Raw genomic sequence first — 16,397 nt, 5'->3', positions numbered from 1 at the left:
CCCTATAACACCCAAGGGGTCTGGTCGCAGTGATAACGATGAGTACCGGATACGCGCGCTGAGCGAGAAAACCGCTTGGCACGAGAGACGCCACAAAACACAGCATGATGTACATTGACAGTTACGCCTGACGACCATAGCGAGCGTGAACCACCTGATCCCTTGCCGAACTCAGTAGTGAAACCGCTTAGCGCCGATGGTAGTGTGGGGTCTCCCCATGCGAGAGTAGGTCATCGTCAGGCACTTATTATGAAAAATCCCCCCGGGCTTAGCCTGGGGGGATTTTTTTATGTCTGGAATATGTTCGTTTAACAATAAAAGCCCCCAAACATTTGCTTGGGGCTTTTTATTCCTGATATTACTAGATCTGGATTAGCCGCAGAGCACTTCCAGGGCCTCAATCAGGCTATCCATTTCATCATCGGTGCCAATAGTAATGCGCAAGAAGTTATTAAGCTCCTGCGTATTAAAGTGGCGCACCAGAATTCCACGTTCACGCAGTCCAGCGAACAGCTGTGCTCCGGCAATCGTTGCGTGTTGTGCAAGAATGAAGTTGGCACTCGACGGCAGTACTTCAAAGCCGAGCGTTTCAAGGCGTTGGCGGGTGCGCTCGCGCGTGGTAATCACTTTTTCGCGACATGCATCAAAGTGAGCCTGATCTTCAAGCGCGGCAATACCTACCAGGCTTGCCAAACTATCCACCGGGTAAGAGTTAAAAGAGTCCTTGACCCGCTGCAGGCCATCAATCAGCTCGGCTGAGCCTACGGCATAGCCCAAACGCAAACCGGCCAGACTACGCGATTTAGAGAAAGTACCGGTGACCAGCAAATTCGGGTAGCGGTCGATTAACGTAATGGCACTCTCTGCGCCAAAGTCGACATATGCTTCATCGACCAGCACAACGCGGTCCGTCACCCGCTTGAGCAATGCTTCTATGCTCTCCAGTGAGTGGGCATGCCCGGTAGGTGCATTGGGGTTGGCAAAGATCACGCCACTGCGCTCTGACGCTGCCCCTAACGCTTCTATATCCACTTCCCACTGTGTATTCAGAGGGTGGGTGCGCAGCGCCACGTTATAGAGGTTGGCGTACACCGGGTAAAAACTATAGGTAATAGAGGGGGTATCAAGCGGTGCGTCATGGCAAAAAAACGCTTGAAACGCTAGGGCCAGTACTTCATCTGAACCGTTGCCCACAAATACCTGCTCGCTTTCTACGCTAAACGTTTTGGCAAGCGAGGCGCGAAGCGCCGCCGATGTGGGGTCGGGATAGAGACGCAGATGGTCCGTTGCATAGTCGCGCAATGCCTGACCAACACCCGGTGCCGGGGGGTAAGGGTTTTCATTGGTATTGAGCTTGATAACGCGCTCACGCGGCTGCTCCCCGGGTATATAAGGGGTTAACGCCTTAACAGCGGGACTCCAGTATTGGCTCATGCGGGTAACCTGATTATCCTAGGTATAATAGGCCATGGTCGCTTGATGCTCGCTCAAGCGCAAGCATTCAACTATGTTATTCAGCTGCGTATTCAAATACGCATTCAGGTATGCATTCAACGATGACTAGGGGTGGGCGTCGCACCTTGTAACGGTTATGCTGTCATAATCGCGCGAAAGAAATGTATGACCAACACGATAAGGAGACACCCAATGCAATTCAGGAGTTTGCTAGCCGGTTCGGCTATGTTGGCATTGTTGGCAGGCTGTGCAACCGGCGGGCCTTCGGGCCAAGACGCTGATGCAGGCGTTAGCGCGTCCCAAGAGCAGTACAAGGGAACGCTGCCTTGCCGCAACTGCGATGGTATTGATCTAGACGTTACCATGGTAGGTCAAGAGATGAGCCCGGCTGAAGAGCGTACCTTTACACTGGACGCGACTTACCGTAACCATCCTCAAACACCGCCCCCGGAAAACTATGCCGGTAACTGGGAAGTATTAAACGGTACTCCGTCTGACCCGGACGCGACTGTTTACGAGCTTACGCCGAATGGTGATGGTCAGGTTTACTACTTCCAGCGTATCAATGAGCGTACGTTAGAGTTAATCGACCCAGAACGTCGTCGCTTTGAAAATGGCGAAATGTTGCAGCTACAGCGTCAATAAGCTAGCAGTAACATCCTAAGGCGGCCATTGGCCGCCTTTTGCATTTTATGGCCATATAGCAGTAATGATGATCTAACAGTAACGGGAGTATTAGCGCGGTGGCTAAAGCCAAAAGTGCCTTTGTATGTACCGAGTGCGGCGCGGAGTATCGCAAGTGGCAGGGCCAGTGCTCCAGTTGCAACGAATGGAATACGCTTAGTGAAATTCGTCTTGCCAGTGCCCGCCCCGGCAGCGGCAGTGCTGGATCTGGCCGAGCTGGCTATGCCGGTGATCTTTCTAAGGATGTGGTTGACCTAAGCAATGTCGATTTAAGTGAAGTACCCCGGTTAAGCTCAACCTTCAACGAGTTTGACCGTGTATTAGGCGGCGGCCTGGTACCCGGTTCAGCTGTGCTCTTGGGGGGCAACCCAGGGGCGGGTAAATCAACGTTATTGCTGCAAACCGCCTGTAAGCTTGCCCAAGAGCGACGCATTATCTACGTCACGGGGGAGGAGTCGCTGTCTCAGGTGGCCATGCGCGCTCATCGCTTGCAGCTGCCTACCAGTGGTTTGAAGATGCTCGCAGAAACCAGTGTAGAAACAATCCTTGCCGTGGCCGAGCGTGAGAAGCCCGAAATACTGGTCATTGATTCTATTCAGACCATGCACCTTGAAGATATCAGCTCAGCGCCGGGTGGAGTCGCCCAGGTGCGCGAGTCTGCCGCCGCCCTTACCCGCTTTGCCAAGCAAACCAATACGGTACTGCTATTGGTTGGACACGTAACCAAAGACGGCACGCTGGCAGGCCCCAAGGTGCTTGAGCACATGATCGATGCCTCGTTGTTATTGGAAGGCGGCGCAGATTCGCGATTCAGAACGCTGCGAGGCCAGAAAAACCGCTTTGGCGCGGTCAATGAATTGGGCGTTTTTGCGATGCTCGAACAAGGCCTGAAAGAGGTTAAAAACCCCAGCGCCATTTTCCTCTCGCGTCAGGAGGAGCAAGCGCCGGGTAGCTTGGTGATGGTGGTGTGGGAAGGTACCCGCCCCATTCTTGTGGAAGTGCAGGCCTTGGTGGATGAATCTGCCTTGGGCAACCCACGTCGTGTTGCGGTCGGGGTGGACCAAAACCGGCTTGCCATGCTGCTGGCCGTATTAAATCGCCATGGCGGCCTGTTTACTGGCGATCAGGATGTGTTTCTCAACGTAGTAGGCGGCGTGAAGGTTCTAGAAACCAGTGCGGATCTGGCGGTGCTGCTGGCCGTGGTCTCTAGCCTGCAAAACAAGGCATTGCCTAAGGAGCTGGTGGTATTTGGCGAAGTGGGGCTTTCCGGCGAGATACGCCCTGTACCCAGCGGGCAGGAGCGCATCGCTGAAGCGGCCAAACATGGCTTTCTGCGTGCTATCGTACCGCGGGCCAACGCGCCCAAGCAGTCACCTAAGGGGATGGAAGTCATTGCGGTGGATAAGCTTAGCGACGCGCTAGAGGCGCTTTAAGTAGGCTACGCTATAAAGATTGTTATAAAAACATCGAGTGCCAAGGAGAGACACTATGAGTTCGATTCGCTTAACCCAATACAGTCACGGTGCTGGCTGTGGCTGCAAAATAGCTCCCGATGTACTGGATAGCATTCTTGCCAAGGCGGGGCCTGCGGCAGGACATAAGCAGCTTATTGTGGGTAACCAGGGGCGCGAAGATGCCGCCGTTTACGACCTGGGCGATGGCCGGGGCATGATTGCCACTACGGATTTCTTCATGCCGATTGTCGATGACCCGTTCGATTTTGGGCGCATTGCCGCTACGAACGCCATCAGTGATATTTACGCCATGGGCGGCACTCCCGTAATGGCGCTCAGTATTCTCGGCTGGCCGTTGGATAAGCTAAGTGCCGAGATTGCCGGTGATGTGGTTGCCGGTGCCCAGGGCGTTTGCCGTGAACTGGGTGTGGCCTTGGCAGGCGGCCATTCGATCGATGCGCCAGAGCCTATTTTTGGCCTCGCGGTTAACGGATTGATCGACCTCGACAAACTCAAGCTTAATAGCCGCGCCAAGCCAGGGGACCTGCTGTTTTTGACCAAGCCACTAGGCGTGGGTCTGCTGACAACGGCTGAAAAGCAGGGACTGCTGGAAGCAGGGCATCACGGCTTAGCTCGGGAAACCATGCTCAAATCTAACCGTATCGGCGTCAAACTTGCCGGTGTGAAAGGCCTCAATGCCATGACGGATGTCACCGGGTTTGGTTTAGCAGGGCATTTGTCGGAAATATGCAGCGCCAGCAACGTTATGGCCCAGATCGATTTTCGCCGCTTGCCTCGCCTGGCTCAGGCAGAAGCCTATCGTCGTCAAGGTGCTGTTCCTGGCGGCACGCGGCGTAATCGTGATGCGTTGGGTAAAAGCTTACCGCATATGGATGAAGCCCACTGGCAGTGGCTATGCGACCCCCAGACCTCAGGCGGCCTACTACTGAGTGTCGACCCCGCCTGGCAGGATGATATCGAGCGGATTGGCCGCGAGTTCGGCCTATCGCTTCAGCCGTTTGGCGTTATGAAAGCCCGCGAGGGCGAGGCGCTGATTGAGGTCGTGGGATAGTGTCTGAAACAGGGCTTGAAATGGTACCCCCATCATTACATCTAATCAGCGAAGCGCGGCCTTTGATAGATGTACGCGCCCCGGTAGAGTTTGCTCAAGGCGCACTACCGGGCGCGGTAAATCTCCCTTTAATGATCGATGAAGAGCGCCGCCAGGTGGGTATCGTCTATAAGCAGCAGGGCCAGAGTGCAGCCCTTGCCTTGGGCGAGCAGCTGGTCAGTGGCGATACCAAACAGGCGCGTATCGCCGCCTGGCAGGCATATCTGGCAGAGCACCCAGACGCGGTCATTTATTGCTTTCGCGGCGGGTTACGCTCGCAAATTGCCCAACAGTGGTTGAGTGATGCGGGGATTACCAGGCCGCGAATTGCCGGCGGCTGGAAAGCCATGCGTCAGGCACTTTGCCAGCGCATTGATGCCGCCGCTGAGCAGCCCATGCTTGTGGTTGCAGGGTTAACCGGGTGTGCTAAAACCACGCTGATTAATCGCCTGGATAATGGCGTTGATCTTGAAGCCTATGCCAATCATAAAGGTTCTGCATTTGGTCGCCAGCCTGAAGCACCTGCCACGCAGATAGATTTTGAGCATGCGCTCGCCGCACGGCTGTTAGCTCTGCCGGGTAAGTTGGTAATGGAAGATGAATCCCGCCAAATCGGCAATGCCAACATACCGCTTACCTTTTGGCATGTCATGCAGACAGCGCCTCGTGTACGAATAGAAATGCCGCTTGATTGGCGCCTTGACCAGCTCCAGCACGACTATATTATTCAGCTGGAAAAGGACTACGTCGCGCACTTTGGCCCAGCGCAAGGCTGGGAACTGATGCAGCGCCAGTTGGGCAATGCGTTAATTCGTTTGGGGAAACGCCTAGGCAATGCACGCCTTCAGCGTTTACAACGCTTACAGGCCATGGCCTTTAAGGCCCATGAAGAAGGCAATCCGCAGGCTCACGAAGCGTGGCTTGCGCCACTGCTCACCGAATACTACGACCCGCTTTATCGCTATCATCTTGAAAAGCAGCGTGCGACAGCGGCACCGGATCTGCATATAGGGGATTGGGATAGCTGTTTGGAGGCCGCTAAGCAATGGAGCGCCTAGCGGCTACGTTAGGATGCCATTAGAAAGCTTTAAGCCATTGCGTCATGACGCGGTCAAGCAGCGGCGCTAACTGGTGAAAGCGGGCTGTATCCTCAAGAATTTGGCTGTCGTCCTGGATAAAACGCTGGGCGGCAGGCGTTGTGGTAGTGTTCGATGATTCGCTGTCATCCAGCAGCTGGGTCACGCTGGCAAGTGTGACTTCCAGGTGACACAGTAAACCAATAACGCGACCGCTATCCCAGCTGAAACCCTGAAGCGGCGCCGCCGGGCTACCGCCCAGCGGCAGGGCGCTTTCGGGTAGGCTAAACACATGGCGATGCCACATGAACGCCTCAAACTGCTCGGGTAAATCAAACGGACTTTCCGGGGCCAGTGATACAGTATGCCAGCCTCTTTCAGGATAGGTACCTGGGGCCACGACCGCATCAAGCGCCTGTGCCGTCCAAAGGGCGCCCAGGCCAATGCCAAGTAGCGGTTTCTGGCCATCCAGGTAGCGGTTAATCAGTTTATTTTCGGCTTTAAACCAGGCGGGCGGTTCGTTAAGAAACGCCTCCGGGCCATCTAATATAATCAGCGCATCGCTTTCTGCCGGACGTGGCGTCAGTTCGCCTGCGTAAAGATGAAAAACGCTGTAACTATGTCCCATACTGCTCAACCAGTCGGTTAAGCGGGCGGGGTCATGATCAGCGCTGTGCTGTAGCAGATGTATATGCATGGTAATCTCCTCGCCGACCGTCCACAGTAAAGGCTGTCCGTGTTTATAACAGCGCTGTTGCGACCATAACGTATTGCCCCCATTTCACCAATATCGCGCGTTAGGAAATCAGTATGGAGTCTAAACCCTTAGGTTTTTATCAGCAGTTACAGGTGCTTCCGCTAGCGGCCCAGCAAGCATTTATGGCCGCGCTATGCGAGCGCTTGCTGCCTAACTATGTTCTGTATGAACAGACGACCGGCCAAGGCGATAGCCACACGCTGCGTACCGTACTTAACCTTGTGTGGGAGCGGTTGAGCGTACCCAATGCGAGCATTGATTTTGCCCGCCAGGCTGAAAAACTGGCCGAGTGTGAGCCGCCCGCTGAGGATGAAAGTTTTGGCGCCCGCCGTGCGCTGGATGCAGTCGTTTCCATCTCGGCGCTGCTGGACACCTTGCAGGGAGACTCGCCAGAGGCAGTGCTGGATGTCAGCCGTACTTCACGCGCCGGGGTACGCGCTTTTATTGAGCTTACCGAAGGTGAAGAGGATGCCCATAAGCTTGCGCTGCTGATCCGTGATCATCCGTTAATGGAAGACGAAAACAATTTTCAAGACGCGGTATTGGAAGCGGTAAGTGAGCCGCTCAGCAAAGCCGCGCTTAAAGAGATTCGTCAGTTAGGGCGCAATAACGGCATCAGCAATCTGGGGCTAAGTCTGGACGAAGACGACGAGTAAAGCATGGCCTGCCTAAAAGCGCAGGCCTGCGGTTATCATCATGCCGGCAGTACCGAAGATGATTAAATCGGATTCAAACCGCTCCCACTGCACTCCAATACTCGGCAGCAGCACCGGGGCAGTTTCAAAGTGGTTGAGCGGGATTTTGTCCCGGTACTCGCCTTTGTAGCCATGCAGTAGTCCCCCGGTTAGCTTGGCCCTGATGTTAACCTCTTCCGAGAACTGCCACAGAGGAAATTCACGCCCTGCATAAACGTACCAGGTTGGCTGCTCATAGGAGTTCTTAAACCGTCCTATTCCCGTCAGCCAGCGATCGGGATTATGTAGCTCAACGCTGATTAAATTCTGGTGATTGTTATGTTCGGGGTCCGGATTAAAATGGCGGGTATAGAGGCTGGTTTGGACAAGCGTATGGTCAAGCTCAAGGGTAGGCGGCCAGTCGGGTAGGGAGAAGGCTGAGGCAGAAGCGCTCAGCCAAAAACCGATTAGCCCTCCCAGGCATGGGAAGCAACGAGACATTTATAACTCCTGAGAAGAGGGCTATGCAGTGAAAGCGGCCGCTATAGCCGCATTTCGATGCCGCGTTCCGCCATGTACCGCTTTGCTTCAGGAATCGTGTACTCACCGAAGTGAAAAATACTGGCCGCAAGAACCGCATCCGCGCCGCCTTTAAGCACGCCATCTACCAAGTGGTCCAGATTGCCCACGCCGCCGGAGGCAATGACCGGAACGCTTACCGCTTCTGAAATCGCGTGGGTCACGCCGAGATCGAAACCGATCTTGGTACCGTCGCGGTCCATGCTGGTTAACAGCAGTTCGCCAGCTCCCAGCTCGACCATTTTCTTGGCCCACTCCACCGCATCAAGCCCGGTTGCGCGACGGCCGCCATGGGTGAAAATCTCCCAGCGCGGCGGCTCGCCTTCACCGGATACCCGCTTGGCATCAATCGCCACCACAATACATTGGCTGCCAAAGCGCTCCGCTGCTTCACGCACAAACTCAGGGTTAGTAACCGCTGCCGTGTTGATCGAGACTTTATCGGCCCCGGCATTGAGCATGGTGCGAATATCGTCACAGGTACGAATACCGCCACCGACGGTCAACGGAATAAACACTTCGCCGGCAATGCGTTCGACCATTTCCACTGTCGTGTCACGGTCTTCATGGCTTGCGGTAATATCCAGGAAGGTAATCTCATCGGCACCCTGCTGGTTATAGCGCTGGGCAATCTCCACCGGGTCGCCTGCATCGCGAATGCCGACAAAGTTGACGCCTTTCACCACCCGCCCGGCGTCTACATCCAGGCAGGGGATAATACGCTTGGATAAACTCACGCGCCGCCTCCTGTTAGCTGATCGCTAAGGCGTTGTGCTTCAGCCACATCCAGGCTGCCTTCGTAAATCGCCCGACCGGTAATCGCGCCTAGGATGCCGCTATCCGCGACATCGCACAGCGCTTTAATATCGTCCAGGTTAGTGACGCCGCCAGAGGCAATCACCGGCAGGCCGCCTTCGCGCGCCAGTTGAGCCGTCGCTTCGACGTTAACCCCTTGCATCATGCCGTCGCGGGCGATATCGGTGTACACGATGCTGGAGACGCCATCATCGGCAAATCGCTTGGCCAGATCGACCGCTTTAACGCTTGAGACTTCTGCCCAGCCGTCGGTGGCCACAAAGCCGTCTTTAGCGTCCAGCCCGACAATCACATGACCGGGGAAGGCGCGGCACATTTCGCCCACAAACGCGGGCTCTTTAACCGCTTTGGTGCCAATGATCACGTAAGACACGCCTGCATTCAGGTAGTGCTCGATGGTCTCGGCCGTACGAATGCCGCCGCCAATTTGAATGGGCAGGTTGGGGTAGGCGCGTGCTATGGCCGTGACAGCATCGCCATTCACCGGCTTACCTTCAAAGGCGCCGTTCAAATCAACCAGGTGAAGGCGGCGTGCGCCGGCTTCTACCCAGCGGGCGGCCATTGCAACCGGGTCATCGCCGTAAGAGGTCGCATCGTCCATACGGCCTTGTTTCAACCGCACACACTGGCCGTCTTTGAGATCGATCGCAGGAATTACCAACATAAATAAACCTCTTAGGGCGTCCAGGTGACAAAGTTTTCGAGTAAGCGCAGGCCTGCTCGGGAGCTTTTTTCCGGGTGAAACTGTACGGCAAAGGTGGCATCACGGCCAATCGCCACGTGGGCGCCTACCTTGCCATAATGCGTGGTGCCAAATACCTGGGCATCGTCGGCAGCATTCACGTAGTAGCTGTGTACGAAGTAGAAGTGCTCGTTATTATCGATACCGGCCCACAGCGGGTGATCATGATGCTGCTCGACCAGGTTCCAGCCCATGTGGGGGACTTTCAGGCGCTGGTCGTGCTCGTCGCGCATGTCGGTGGGAAATTTATCGACGCTACCTTTAAAAAAGCCCAGACAGTCAACACCGCCATTCTCTTCGCTGCGCTCCAGGAGCATTTGCTGGCCTACGCAGATTCCGAGCAGGGGTTTGGCCTGACGAGTCAGCACGTCGTCGACCAGGCCACGCAGCTCAGTGCGTTCAAGCTCGCCCACACAGTCGCGGATGGCGCCCTGGCCGGGCAGCACCAGGCGCGTGGCGCCTAAAATGCGCCGCGGGTCGCGGGTAATGATGACGTTTTCATGAGTAACGTGTTCGAGCGCCTTCGCGACAGAATGTAGGTTTCCCATCCCGTAGTCGATCACAGCAATGGTCATGAAGCGCTCCTTAATCGAGTGAACGAACAGTTGCTTGCCCTGTTGCCTATACTACAGCGCGCCATTATAGGCTCCCTTTGGTGGAAGGCATCTGCCCCGCCATACGTGGGTCTTCGGCGACAGCCATGCGCAAGGCGCGTCCAAAGGCTTTAAAAATCGTTTCGGCCTGATGGTGAGCATTAAAGCCTTTAACGTTGTCGATATGCAGTGTTACGCGGGCATGGTTGACGAAGCCTTGGAAGAACTCCCAAAACAGCTGGGTATCCATGCGGCCTATCGTATCGCGAGTGAAGTCGACATTCATATAAAGACCGGGCCGACCTGAGAAATCAATCACCACGCGCGAGAGCGCTTCATCAAGCGGCACATACGCATGCCCATAACGATAAATGCCGCGCTTGTCGCCAATCGCTTCGTTAAATGCCTGGCCTAATGTAATACCCAGGTCTTCAACGGTATGGTGGTCATCAATATGCAAGTCGCCCGTCGCCTGGATATCAAGGTCGACCATCCCATGGCGCGCGACTTGATCAAGCATATGATCCAGAAAGGGAACACCAGTTTCGCAGCGAAGATGGCCTTCACCATCCAGATTGACGCTGACAGTAATCTGGGTTTCATTCGTATCACGGCTAACCGTGGCAATACGCGCTGCCATGTTGCATCTCCTGCGCTCTAGCGCATTCTTAGGGTAAGGCGATGGGCTGCATTGTCTCACCACCGTATAATCAGGCCATAAATCTGCGGCAAAGCGCCCATTATAGAGAATCGGCGCCCTCATCCGCTACAATGCGCGAAAGGTAGCCGCCGTTTAGGGCATTAAAAACTGCAGCCTGTCTGCTTTGGCGAAGAGGAATTCACCATGCCGGTGACACTAGAGCACGTCGACTTGGCTCGTTGGGACACCGATGAGCAAGTGCGCCTCGACCTGATACGCATTTATGAAGATGCGCCTAAAGAGCGGGTGCCTACCCAAGAAGTCCTGCCGTTTATTGAACAGCACCTGAATGCTAATCATTTTTTTGCCTGTGCCCACTTTAATGATCATTTATTAGGGGCGGCGGCTATTCAAGAGGCCGCCGACCGGGCCTGGTGGCTCTCTGAACTATGCGTTCGCAAAATCACCCGTCGCCGGGGCGTCGGCTCGCGGCTGATGGCGCTGCTTGGTGAGCAGGCCAAGCAGGAAGAGCGTAAGCTGCGCATTGAAACCACACACCTGCCGCTGGCCGATCAGGTTCTGCTTTCCAAGCTTGGCTACCGTCCCGGCACCAATGCCGAAGGACCAACATCAGGCAAGCCGCTAATCAGCAATTTTGTTGAGCTAGACCCACAAGGGAAAGGGTAATGATTACCGCTTGCTAAAGTGATACATACTGTTAGATTGGCAGGATGGATCTTCTTTTTAGCACTGACAAGTTCAAACTCAACGGCCTCAGCTACACTGGCTTTCCAATCCTTATTTCCAGTGAGGGGAAAGTTGTTGAGGAAGCGCTGAATTTTTCTATAGCGCATCTAATCAAGCGTGGAAGGGTACAATCCAAGAAGTCATGGATTACCTACGGAAAAGCGTTATACCAGTTCTTTGGCTGGTGTGAGGTGAATGGTATTGATTGGCGCGATGTAGGCAATGATCGAGAAGCTACAATTTTGGCCGAGTTTCGAGATTGGAACCTGAGTCCTGAGGGTGGAAGCTTGGCCGCAGCAACGGTGAACTCCCGGCTAAGACTGCTTTGCGCTTTCTATCGGTATGCCGCCAACACTGGCTGGGTGGAGACTGTTCCGTATGCCATGGAAACGGTAATGGTGAGGCAGCCTAAAGGTTTCCTCGCACACATAGATACGAGTGGTGGAAGGCGCACAACTCCAGACGTCATACTGCGAACGCCACGAACCGTAATACGGGTGCTGAGCAAACATCAATCGATAGATCTCTTGAATGCCGTCACCAATACCACACACAAACTAATATTACGGCTGGCTCTCACTACAGGAATGCGTCGTGAGGAGTTGGCGACGTTTCCACTTAAATATGTGATCGACCCGGCGACGTACACCAAGTACCGTTCATTCGTCCGGGTCAATCTTGATCCACGCGACATGGCCATCAAGCGCAATCAGCCTCGGGGGATCGATATACCTCGCACCGTAATGGAAGACCTCTGGCAATACGTCCTGAACCGTCGCCATCAGCATGAGAGTATATCGGGCCAGCGCCAATCCGCTTTGTTCCTGACTGAATCTGGCCAACCTTACGCGAACGATGGGGCAGCCTTTTTGGGCTTTGTTAAAAAGGCCGGGGCGACTGCAGGAATTCCTTACGTCAACGTCCACATTCTTCGCCATACCTACGCCACACACACTCTATACGCAATGATGCAATCCAAGGCACAGACGCATGCCTTGCTGTACGTGCGCGACCGATTGGGCCATGCCTCGGTTACAACCACTGAAAAATATGTGCACTGTCTTTCAGAGCTTGAAGATGCGCTGATGAACGACTATCAAAGTGAAATTGATCTCATCACCAGAGAAATTGGCAGTGCCTAAAAAGAAACTTCATTCAACTGCCCCTCGTCCTGGAAATGCCGCCAGTGATGAAGTATTGGATCTCATGATCCTGCCTCCATCTCAGATGGTAGTATCCTTACCCGAGAATGCTAGCTCCTTACGCAATTTGGACTTTTCCAAGCACTACGGAAATGGCTGCGATGTCGTGACCTATGCCGTTCAAATGACAATGGATCGTATGGCTAGATCTTGCACCGAAAGTGGCGGTACAACACTCAGTGCTGCAACAATCTCCAGTTATTACTCAATAGGTGCGGCTGCCTTCCTACCGTTTTGCGCCACGATGGCTTCCGCTCTGGGACGACAGCTGCGACTGGATGATATTGATCGGCAGTTTATCGACCACTTCCTTTCTTATTTGCGGCAGTTGAGTGGCAGCCTATCGTCTCAGAAATCTCGATTCACTAATGCCAAGTCTGTACTGGTTGCTATGGGGCAATCAAATTGGATTATCAAAGATATTTTTCCGCGTAACCCTTTTCCAAGCTCCAACCGATTCATGAAAGGCCAGACTGCTTTGAGTGAGGTAGAACGCCGCAGCGTCCTTCAGGCGTTGAAAACCGACATGCGGGCGATCATCAAGGGGAGTGGGCCGCTAACCTCTAATGAACTTGCCGTCTGCCTGCTGGCTATCGCAGCGCGAACGGGAATTAACCCGACCCCTGCCCTGGAACTTCTGGTCGACTGCCTTCAGCCACATCCTATCAAGACAGAAAGGTATATGTTGGTCAGTTTTAAGCGTCGCGGCAATGCTACACACATCCAGAGCCTTCGCCGTGCCGACGATATTGAATCGATGGTTTCAGCACTGCCTGACGTTGCCCGTATCATTGACCTCGTACGCGAACGCAATGCCACGCCACGACAATCGAGCAATTATCCAAATTGGTTGTTTGTATACGAGAGTCGAAGTGGAGCAAGCGCCGGAAAAAAATCTCGGCTGGCACAAGGAAGTCTAGCTATTGGCATAAAACTATTTATTAGCAGGCATCAGATAATTGATGCCGAAGGTAATCCGCTAAAGCTTAATATCATGCGGCTTCGCAAGACATTTGAGAACAGACTGTTCACTCTGTCCGGGCAAGACCCTTTCCTGACCGCAAAGCTCGGTGGTCACACCCCTAAGGTGTCCAATAATCATTATTTGGAGGCACCCGAAGGCGCTGAGAAAGACTGGCGGCTCATGGGCGAGATTCGAACTGAACAATTGCTGAACCATGGCAAGGTAGCGTCACTGACGACGCAGAACACCCCCATAGCCCGCTGTCGAGATACGTTGAACGGTGAGTATGCACCAGGTGATGGCAAGCACTGTCAAAAGTTTCTTGCTTGCTTTCGATGTCGGTCATTCGTTGTAACGGGTGATGATCTTTACCGTATATTCAGCCTCTACTGGATGCTGATCAGTATTCGCCAGAAAATGGGCGGCAGCGCCTGGAAGCGACTATACGGGCACATTATCCGGATCATTGACCAGGAGATCGCACCTCAATTTGCCTCAGAACTGATAAGCATTCAAAGGCAGCAGGCAAAGATAAATCCACACCCTTTTTGGCGTGATACAGCATGGCTGGATGGTACTGCATGAATGAAATTGAATTTAGATCTGAACAGTTCAAGTCTATTTGCGCCGTCCAGACAAAAAATTTAGATCCAGATGCTGTTATCACTGGAATGCGTCAAGAAGATGGCAATTACTATGTTTTGAGCCGCTATGGCGATAATGTTTGGACGTTGCCCGACAACCTTTTCTCTGCTGGAATTAGAGATAACCAAAAAAAGCTCAATTTTGCACTTGTTCCTCAGCCGTTCCGAGAAACTCTGAGGGCCTGTACTGGGCATTATATTTTGAGTGGTATTGAAGGTCGCAACAGCCCTAGAGGGGGGACAATACAGCAGTTTTTCGTAAAGGCAGCATCTTTCCTGACTTGGCTTAACGGTCATCGCATAGCTAATCTGAACAGCGTGACCCCGCTAATTGGGCAGCAATATGTGGAATTCTGTAAAGAGCTAAGCGGTCGAAAAGGAAAGCCACTTTCAAGTACAGCACTATGCAACCGTTTAGGTGCTGTCGAAACGCTCTATATTCTCAGTCAAAAAACGGGTGACCCCATGCGTCACCCTTGGCCGGAATCGTCAGCAAGCCATTTGGCAGGGTTAACTGGACCTGATAATAGCCACCTTCGTGAGGGCAAAACCGAAATCATTCCAGATCATATCCTTGGGCCGCTGTTCCAGTCGGCAGTTGATTGGCTAGACAGAGCCGATGAGATCATTAGTCTCAGTGCTCAGGTGGATAGATGGAAGTCAGAGGGAAAGCGTTACGAATTCATCAGCCTGAGCCTGAAAAAACTGGGCTGGGCATTAAATGAGATTCGCTCAGGGGAACAGCACCTGCAAGAAGCATGTATGTCCATCATCTTGATCACCAGCGGAATCCGAGTTTCTGAATTATGTTCACTGGAAAATCGGTGCGCCTATAAAACACTGGATGAACAGGGCGAGCCCTTTTATTGGATGCGCGGGGTTTCTTACAAAACGGGCACGGGTGTTTGTGAGTGGCTGGTGGCTGAAATTACTCATCGAGCTCTTGAAGTGGCTGAAAGTCTTGCGCGTCCACTACAAGCGCAACTGCAGCAACGTATATTCGATATGCGAGCCGAAAATGAGAATGACCCTGAAATTTCTCGGCTTGCAGGCCATACTCATCGCTTATTTCTTACAGTCTCAAAGAAGCAATTTAACCGTTTTGGAACGCTTTCGAATCATTCAATCATTGACCGTCTTAATATGTTCGCTGCCCAGTGTAAGCTAACTTGGCGCTTTGCACCGCACCAGTTTCGGCGCACCTTCGCTGTCTATGCAGCCCACAGTGCTTTTGGAGACCTTCGTTACCTTCGGGATCACTTTAAGCACTGGTCGATAGATATGACTGTTCTTTATGCCATGTCCCGAAAGCAAGATGCTGAGCTTTACGATAGTGTGGCGTTGGCCGCATTGAGCATCAAAACCGATCTTCTGGAGCACTGGCTGGAGCCCGATGCAATCTTGACGGGGGGAGCTGCTGATCCAATCCGTGCTTTCCGCACAAAGAACGAAGCCCTGGTCACTAAAGTGGATCGTGCTGAAATGGCTAAAACGATTAGCCCTTTGGTTCATCTACGTGCCACTGGAGTCGCATGGTGCACTGCCGATACTGGTGGGTGCAATGGCGGCCAGGGCGTCGAGAAAACACGTTGCGCTGACTGTGGCAATGCGGTTATCGACGAGTCACGCAAGTCTGTGTGGCAGGGTATTTATGCTCAACAGCTTGAGTTGCGCGATCTCGCTGACATCGGGCCTGGAGGAGCCGAACGGGTCGAGCGTGATATTAAGCGCTGTGAGGTGGTTCTGGATGAGCTTGGTGCGAATTGCAGCAATTAATATGGCATACAATTTATTGCTGTGGTGTATTTAGTTGCCAAACAGCAGGGGTTTCTAGCTGATGAACAGAAAACATTAACATTGATAGGTGCGTGTGGGCCGGATTGTGTACAAAAACCAATCCAGTAGGTATTTAAATAACCACTAAAACTAGCCATTTGAAAAAGCTTAAAGGCTCCATAAGAAAATACGATCAACCGTTTGAACTCGTTGGTGATAAGGATTGGGAAGCTCTGCTACTAGAAGGGTTCACGCCTGAAATGGCTAATGCGGATGAGCTTGTTATTTCTACTTTAAAAGAACGGGGGAAAGCCCAGGAGAAGAGAAGTAAAGAGCACTTTAGGGCTTGTTCCTTCTCTATAAAGCTTTTGGAAGCTCGTTTTATGATGACAGTTTTCACACGGCTAGGAACCAAAGAAGGCTTAGAGCCCGTTAGAGCACAATAAGTATTATATAAGGCTTAGCCCCGCGCACACGTCTCGA

The 16,397-nt window shown here is 53.2% G+C and carries 17 protein-coding genes and 1 rRNA gene; 11 read left to right on the top strand and 7 right to left on the bottom strand.

The genetic code is table 11. The features are described 5' to 3' along the window. Nucleotides 1–126: 126 nt before the first annotated feature. Nucleotides 127–242, top strand: a 5S ribosomal RNA gene (gene rrf, locus D467_RS0117935). Nucleotides 243–372: 130 nt separating this feature from the next. On the opposite strand, the gene hisC is transcribed toward rrf, so the two are convergent. Further along, complete coding sequence (gene hisC, locus D467_RS0117930) at nucleotides 373–1,434, bottom strand: histidinol-phosphate transaminase (protein WP_018918921.1); 1,062 nt, start codon at nucleotides 1,432–1,434, stop codon at nucleotides 373–375. 213 nt (nucleotides 1,435–1,647) lie between these two features. Here hisC and D467_RS0117925 point away from each other — a divergent pair, with 213 nt between their 5' ends. From D467_RS0117925 to mnmH, 4 genes are all read left to right on the top strand, one after another. Further along, nucleotides 1,648–2,100, top strand: a complete 453-nt coding sequence (locus tag D467_RS0117925) for a copper resistance protein NlpE N-terminal domain-containing protein (RefSeq protein WP_018918920.1) — start codon at nucleotides 1,648–1,650, stop codon at nucleotides 2,098–2,100. A gap of 98 nt (nucleotides 2,101–2,198) precedes the next feature. Then, complete coding sequence (radA, locus tag D467_RS0117920; RefSeq protein ID WP_018918919.1) at nucleotides 2,199–3,572, top strand: DNA repair protein RadA; 1,374 nt, start codon at nucleotides 2,199–2,201, stop codon at nucleotides 3,570–3,572. A 55-nt stretch (nucleotides 3,573–3,627) separates the two neighbouring features. Then, a complete protein-coding gene (gene selD / locus D467_RS0117915) occupies nucleotides 3,628–4,665 on the top strand; it encodes a selenide, water dikinase SelD (protein WP_018918918.1) in 1,038 nt (345 codons plus the stop codon). 20 nt (nucleotides 4,666–4,685) lie between these two features. Next, nucleotides 4,686–5,762 (top strand): tRNA 2-selenouridine(34) synthase MnmH, encoded by a 1,077-nt coding sequence (gene mnmH / locus D467_RS0117910; RefSeq protein ID WP_040460647.1) that lies wholly within the window; start codon nucleotides 4,686–4,688, stop codon nucleotides 5,760–5,762. A 19-nt stretch (nucleotides 5,763–5,781) separates the two neighbouring features. On the opposite strand, the gene D467_RS0117905 is transcribed toward mnmH, so the two are convergent. Then, nucleotides 5,782–6,477, bottom strand: a complete 696-nt coding sequence (locus tag D467_RS0117905) for a type 1 glutamine amidotransferase (protein WP_018918916.1) — start codon at nucleotides 6,475–6,477, stop codon at nucleotides 5,782–5,784. Between the two features lie 113 nt (nucleotides 6,478–6,590). On the opposite strand from D467_RS0117905, the gene D467_RS0117900 reads away from it, so the two are divergent. Then, nucleotides 6,591–7,193: a YjaG family protein gene (locus D467_RS0117900; RefSeq protein ID WP_018918915.1), complete on the top strand. Its 603-nt coding sequence runs from the start codon at nucleotides 6,591–6,593 to the stop codon at nucleotides 7,191–7,193. A 12-nt stretch (nucleotides 7,194–7,205) separates the two neighbouring features. On the opposite strand, the gene D467_RS0117895 is transcribed toward D467_RS0117900, so the two are convergent. From D467_RS0117895 to hisB, 5 genes are all read right to left on the bottom strand, one after another. Next, nucleotides 7,206–7,712 (bottom strand): hypothetical protein, encoded by a 507-nt coding sequence (locus tag D467_RS0117895; protein ID WP_018918914.1) that lies wholly within the window; start codon nucleotides 7,710–7,712, stop codon nucleotides 7,206–7,208. 41 nt (nucleotides 7,713–7,753) lie between these two features. Continuing rightward, nucleotides 7,754–8,527 carry an imidazole glycerol phosphate synthase subunit HisF gene (gene hisF / locus D467_RS0117890; RefSeq protein WP_018918913.1) on the bottom strand — a complete coding sequence of 258 codons (774 nt, stop codon included), beginning with the start codon at nucleotides 8,525–8,527 and terminating at the stop codon, nucleotides 7,754–7,756. Continuing rightward, on the bottom strand, nucleotides 8,524–9,270 hold the full coding sequence (gene hisA, locus D467_RS0117885; RefSeq protein WP_018918912.1) for a 1-(5-phosphoribosyl)-5-[(5-phosphoribosylamino)methylideneamino]imidazole-4-carboxamide isomerase: 747 nt from the start codon (nucleotides 9,268–9,270) through the stop codon (nucleotides 8,524–8,526). The genes hisF and hisA overlap by 4 nt, the downstream gene beginning before the upstream one ends. A gap of 11 nt (nucleotides 9,271–9,281) precedes the next feature. Beyond that, entirely contained in the window at nucleotides 9,282–9,923 is a 642-nt protein-coding gene (hisH, locus tag D467_RS0117880) for an imidazole glycerol phosphate synthase subunit HisH (protein ID WP_018918911.1), read from the bottom strand. 64 nt (nucleotides 9,924–9,987) lie between these two features. Then, nucleotides 9,988–10,581, bottom strand: coding sequence for an imidazoleglycerol-phosphate dehydratase HisB (hisB, locus tag D467_RS0117875; protein WP_018918910.1), 594 nt, complete (start codon nucleotides 10,579–10,581; stop codon nucleotides 9,988–9,990). Between the two features lie 204 nt (nucleotides 10,582–10,785). Here hisB and D467_RS0117870 point away from each other — a divergent pair, with 204 nt between their 5' ends. The 5 genes from D467_RS0117870 to D467_RS0117850 all read left to right on the top strand — a co-directional run bounded on the left by D467_RS0117870 (nucleotide 10,786) and on the right by D467_RS0117850 (nucleotide 16,360). Beyond that, nucleotides 10,786–11,268, top strand: a complete 483-nt coding sequence (locus D467_RS0117870) for an acetyl-CoA sensor PanZ family protein (protein ID WP_018918909.1) — start codon at nucleotides 10,786–10,788, stop codon at nucleotides 11,266–11,268. Nucleotides 11,269–11,312: 44 nt separating this feature from the next. After that, nucleotides 11,313–12,470, top strand: a complete 1,158-nt coding sequence (locus D467_RS0117865; protein ID WP_018918908.1) for a tyrosine-type recombinase/integrase — start codon at nucleotides 11,313–11,315, stop codon at nucleotides 12,468–12,470. Then, nucleotides 12,430–14,079: a site-specific integrase gene (locus tag D467_RS0117860; protein ID WP_208596501.1), complete on the top strand. Its 1,650-nt coding sequence runs from the start codon at nucleotides 12,430–12,432 to the stop codon at nucleotides 14,077–14,079. The genes D467_RS0117865 and D467_RS0117860 overlap by 41 nt, the downstream gene beginning before the upstream one ends. After that, complete coding sequence (locus D467_RS0117855; protein WP_018918906.1) at nucleotides 14,076–15,914, top strand: site-specific integrase; 1,839 nt, start codon at nucleotides 14,076–14,078, stop codon at nucleotides 15,912–15,914. The genes D467_RS0117860 and D467_RS0117855 overlap by 4 nt, the downstream gene beginning before the upstream one ends. Nucleotides 15,915–16,072: 158 nt before the next feature. Then, a complete protein-coding gene (locus D467_RS0117850) occupies nucleotides 16,073–16,360 on the top strand; it encodes a hypothetical protein (RefSeq protein WP_018918905.1) in 288 nt (95 codons plus the stop codon). Nucleotides 16,361–16,397 lie beyond the last annotated feature (37 nt).

Source organism: Vreelandella zhanjiangensis DSM 21076 (genome assembly GCF_000377665.1).
GTDB classification, from domain to species: domain Bacteria; phylum Pseudomonadota; class Gammaproteobacteria; order Pseudomonadales; family Halomonadaceae; genus Vreelandella; species Vreelandella zhanjiangensis.
The sequence above is the reverse complement of the archived record's forward strand: the minus strand, read 5'-3'. Positions and strand labels throughout refer to the sequence as shown.

Coding starts and splice junctions, on each gene's coding strand:
- hisB (WP_018918910.1), bottom strand. CDS start 10,581: ATGGCAGCGCGTATTGCCACGGTTAGCCGTGATACGAATGAAACCCAG.
- D467_RS0117865 (WP_018918908.1), top strand. CDS start 11,313: ATGGATCTTCTTTTTAGCACTGACAAGTTCAAACTCAACGGCCTCAGC.
- D467_RS0117905 (WP_018918916.1), bottom strand. CDS start 6,477: ATGCATATACATCTGCTACAGCACAGCGCTGATCATGACCCCGCCCGC.
- D467_RS0117900 (WP_018918915.1), top strand. CDS start 6,591: ATGGAGTCTAAACCCTTAGGTTTTTATCAGCAGTTACAGGTGCTTCCG.
- hisC (WP_018918921.1), bottom strand. CDS start 1,434: ATGAGCCAATACTGGAGTCCCGCTGTTAAGGCGTTAACCCCTTATATA.
- D467_RS0117895 (WP_018918914.1), bottom strand. CDS start 7,712: ATGTCTCGTTGCTTCCCATGCCTGGGAGGGCTAATCGGTTTTTGGCTG.
- hisA (WP_018918912.1), bottom strand. CDS start 9,270: ATGTTGGTAATTCCTGCGATCGATCTCAAAGACGGCCAGTGTGTGCGG.
- mnmH (WP_040460647.1), top strand. CDS start 4,686: ATGGTACCCCCATCATTACATCTAATCAGCGAAGCGCGGCCTTTGATA.
- hisH (WP_018918911.1), bottom strand. CDS start 9,923: ATGACCATTGCTGTGATCGACTACGGGATGGGAAACCTACATTCTGTC.
- selD (WP_018918918.1), top strand. CDS start 3,628: ATGAGTTCGATTCGCTTAACCCAATACAGTCACGGTGCTGGCTGTGGC.
- D467_RS0117925 (WP_018918920.1), top strand. CDS start 1,648: ATGCAATTCAGGAGTTTGCTAGCCGGTTCGGCTATGTTGGCATTGTTG.
- D467_RS0117855 (WP_018918906.1), top strand. CDS start 14,076: ATGAATGAAATTGAATTTAGATCTGAACAGTTCAAGTCTATTTGCGCC.
- D467_RS0117870 (WP_018918909.1), top strand. CDS start 10,786: ATGCCGGTGACACTAGAGCACGTCGACTTGGCTCGTTGGGACACCGAT.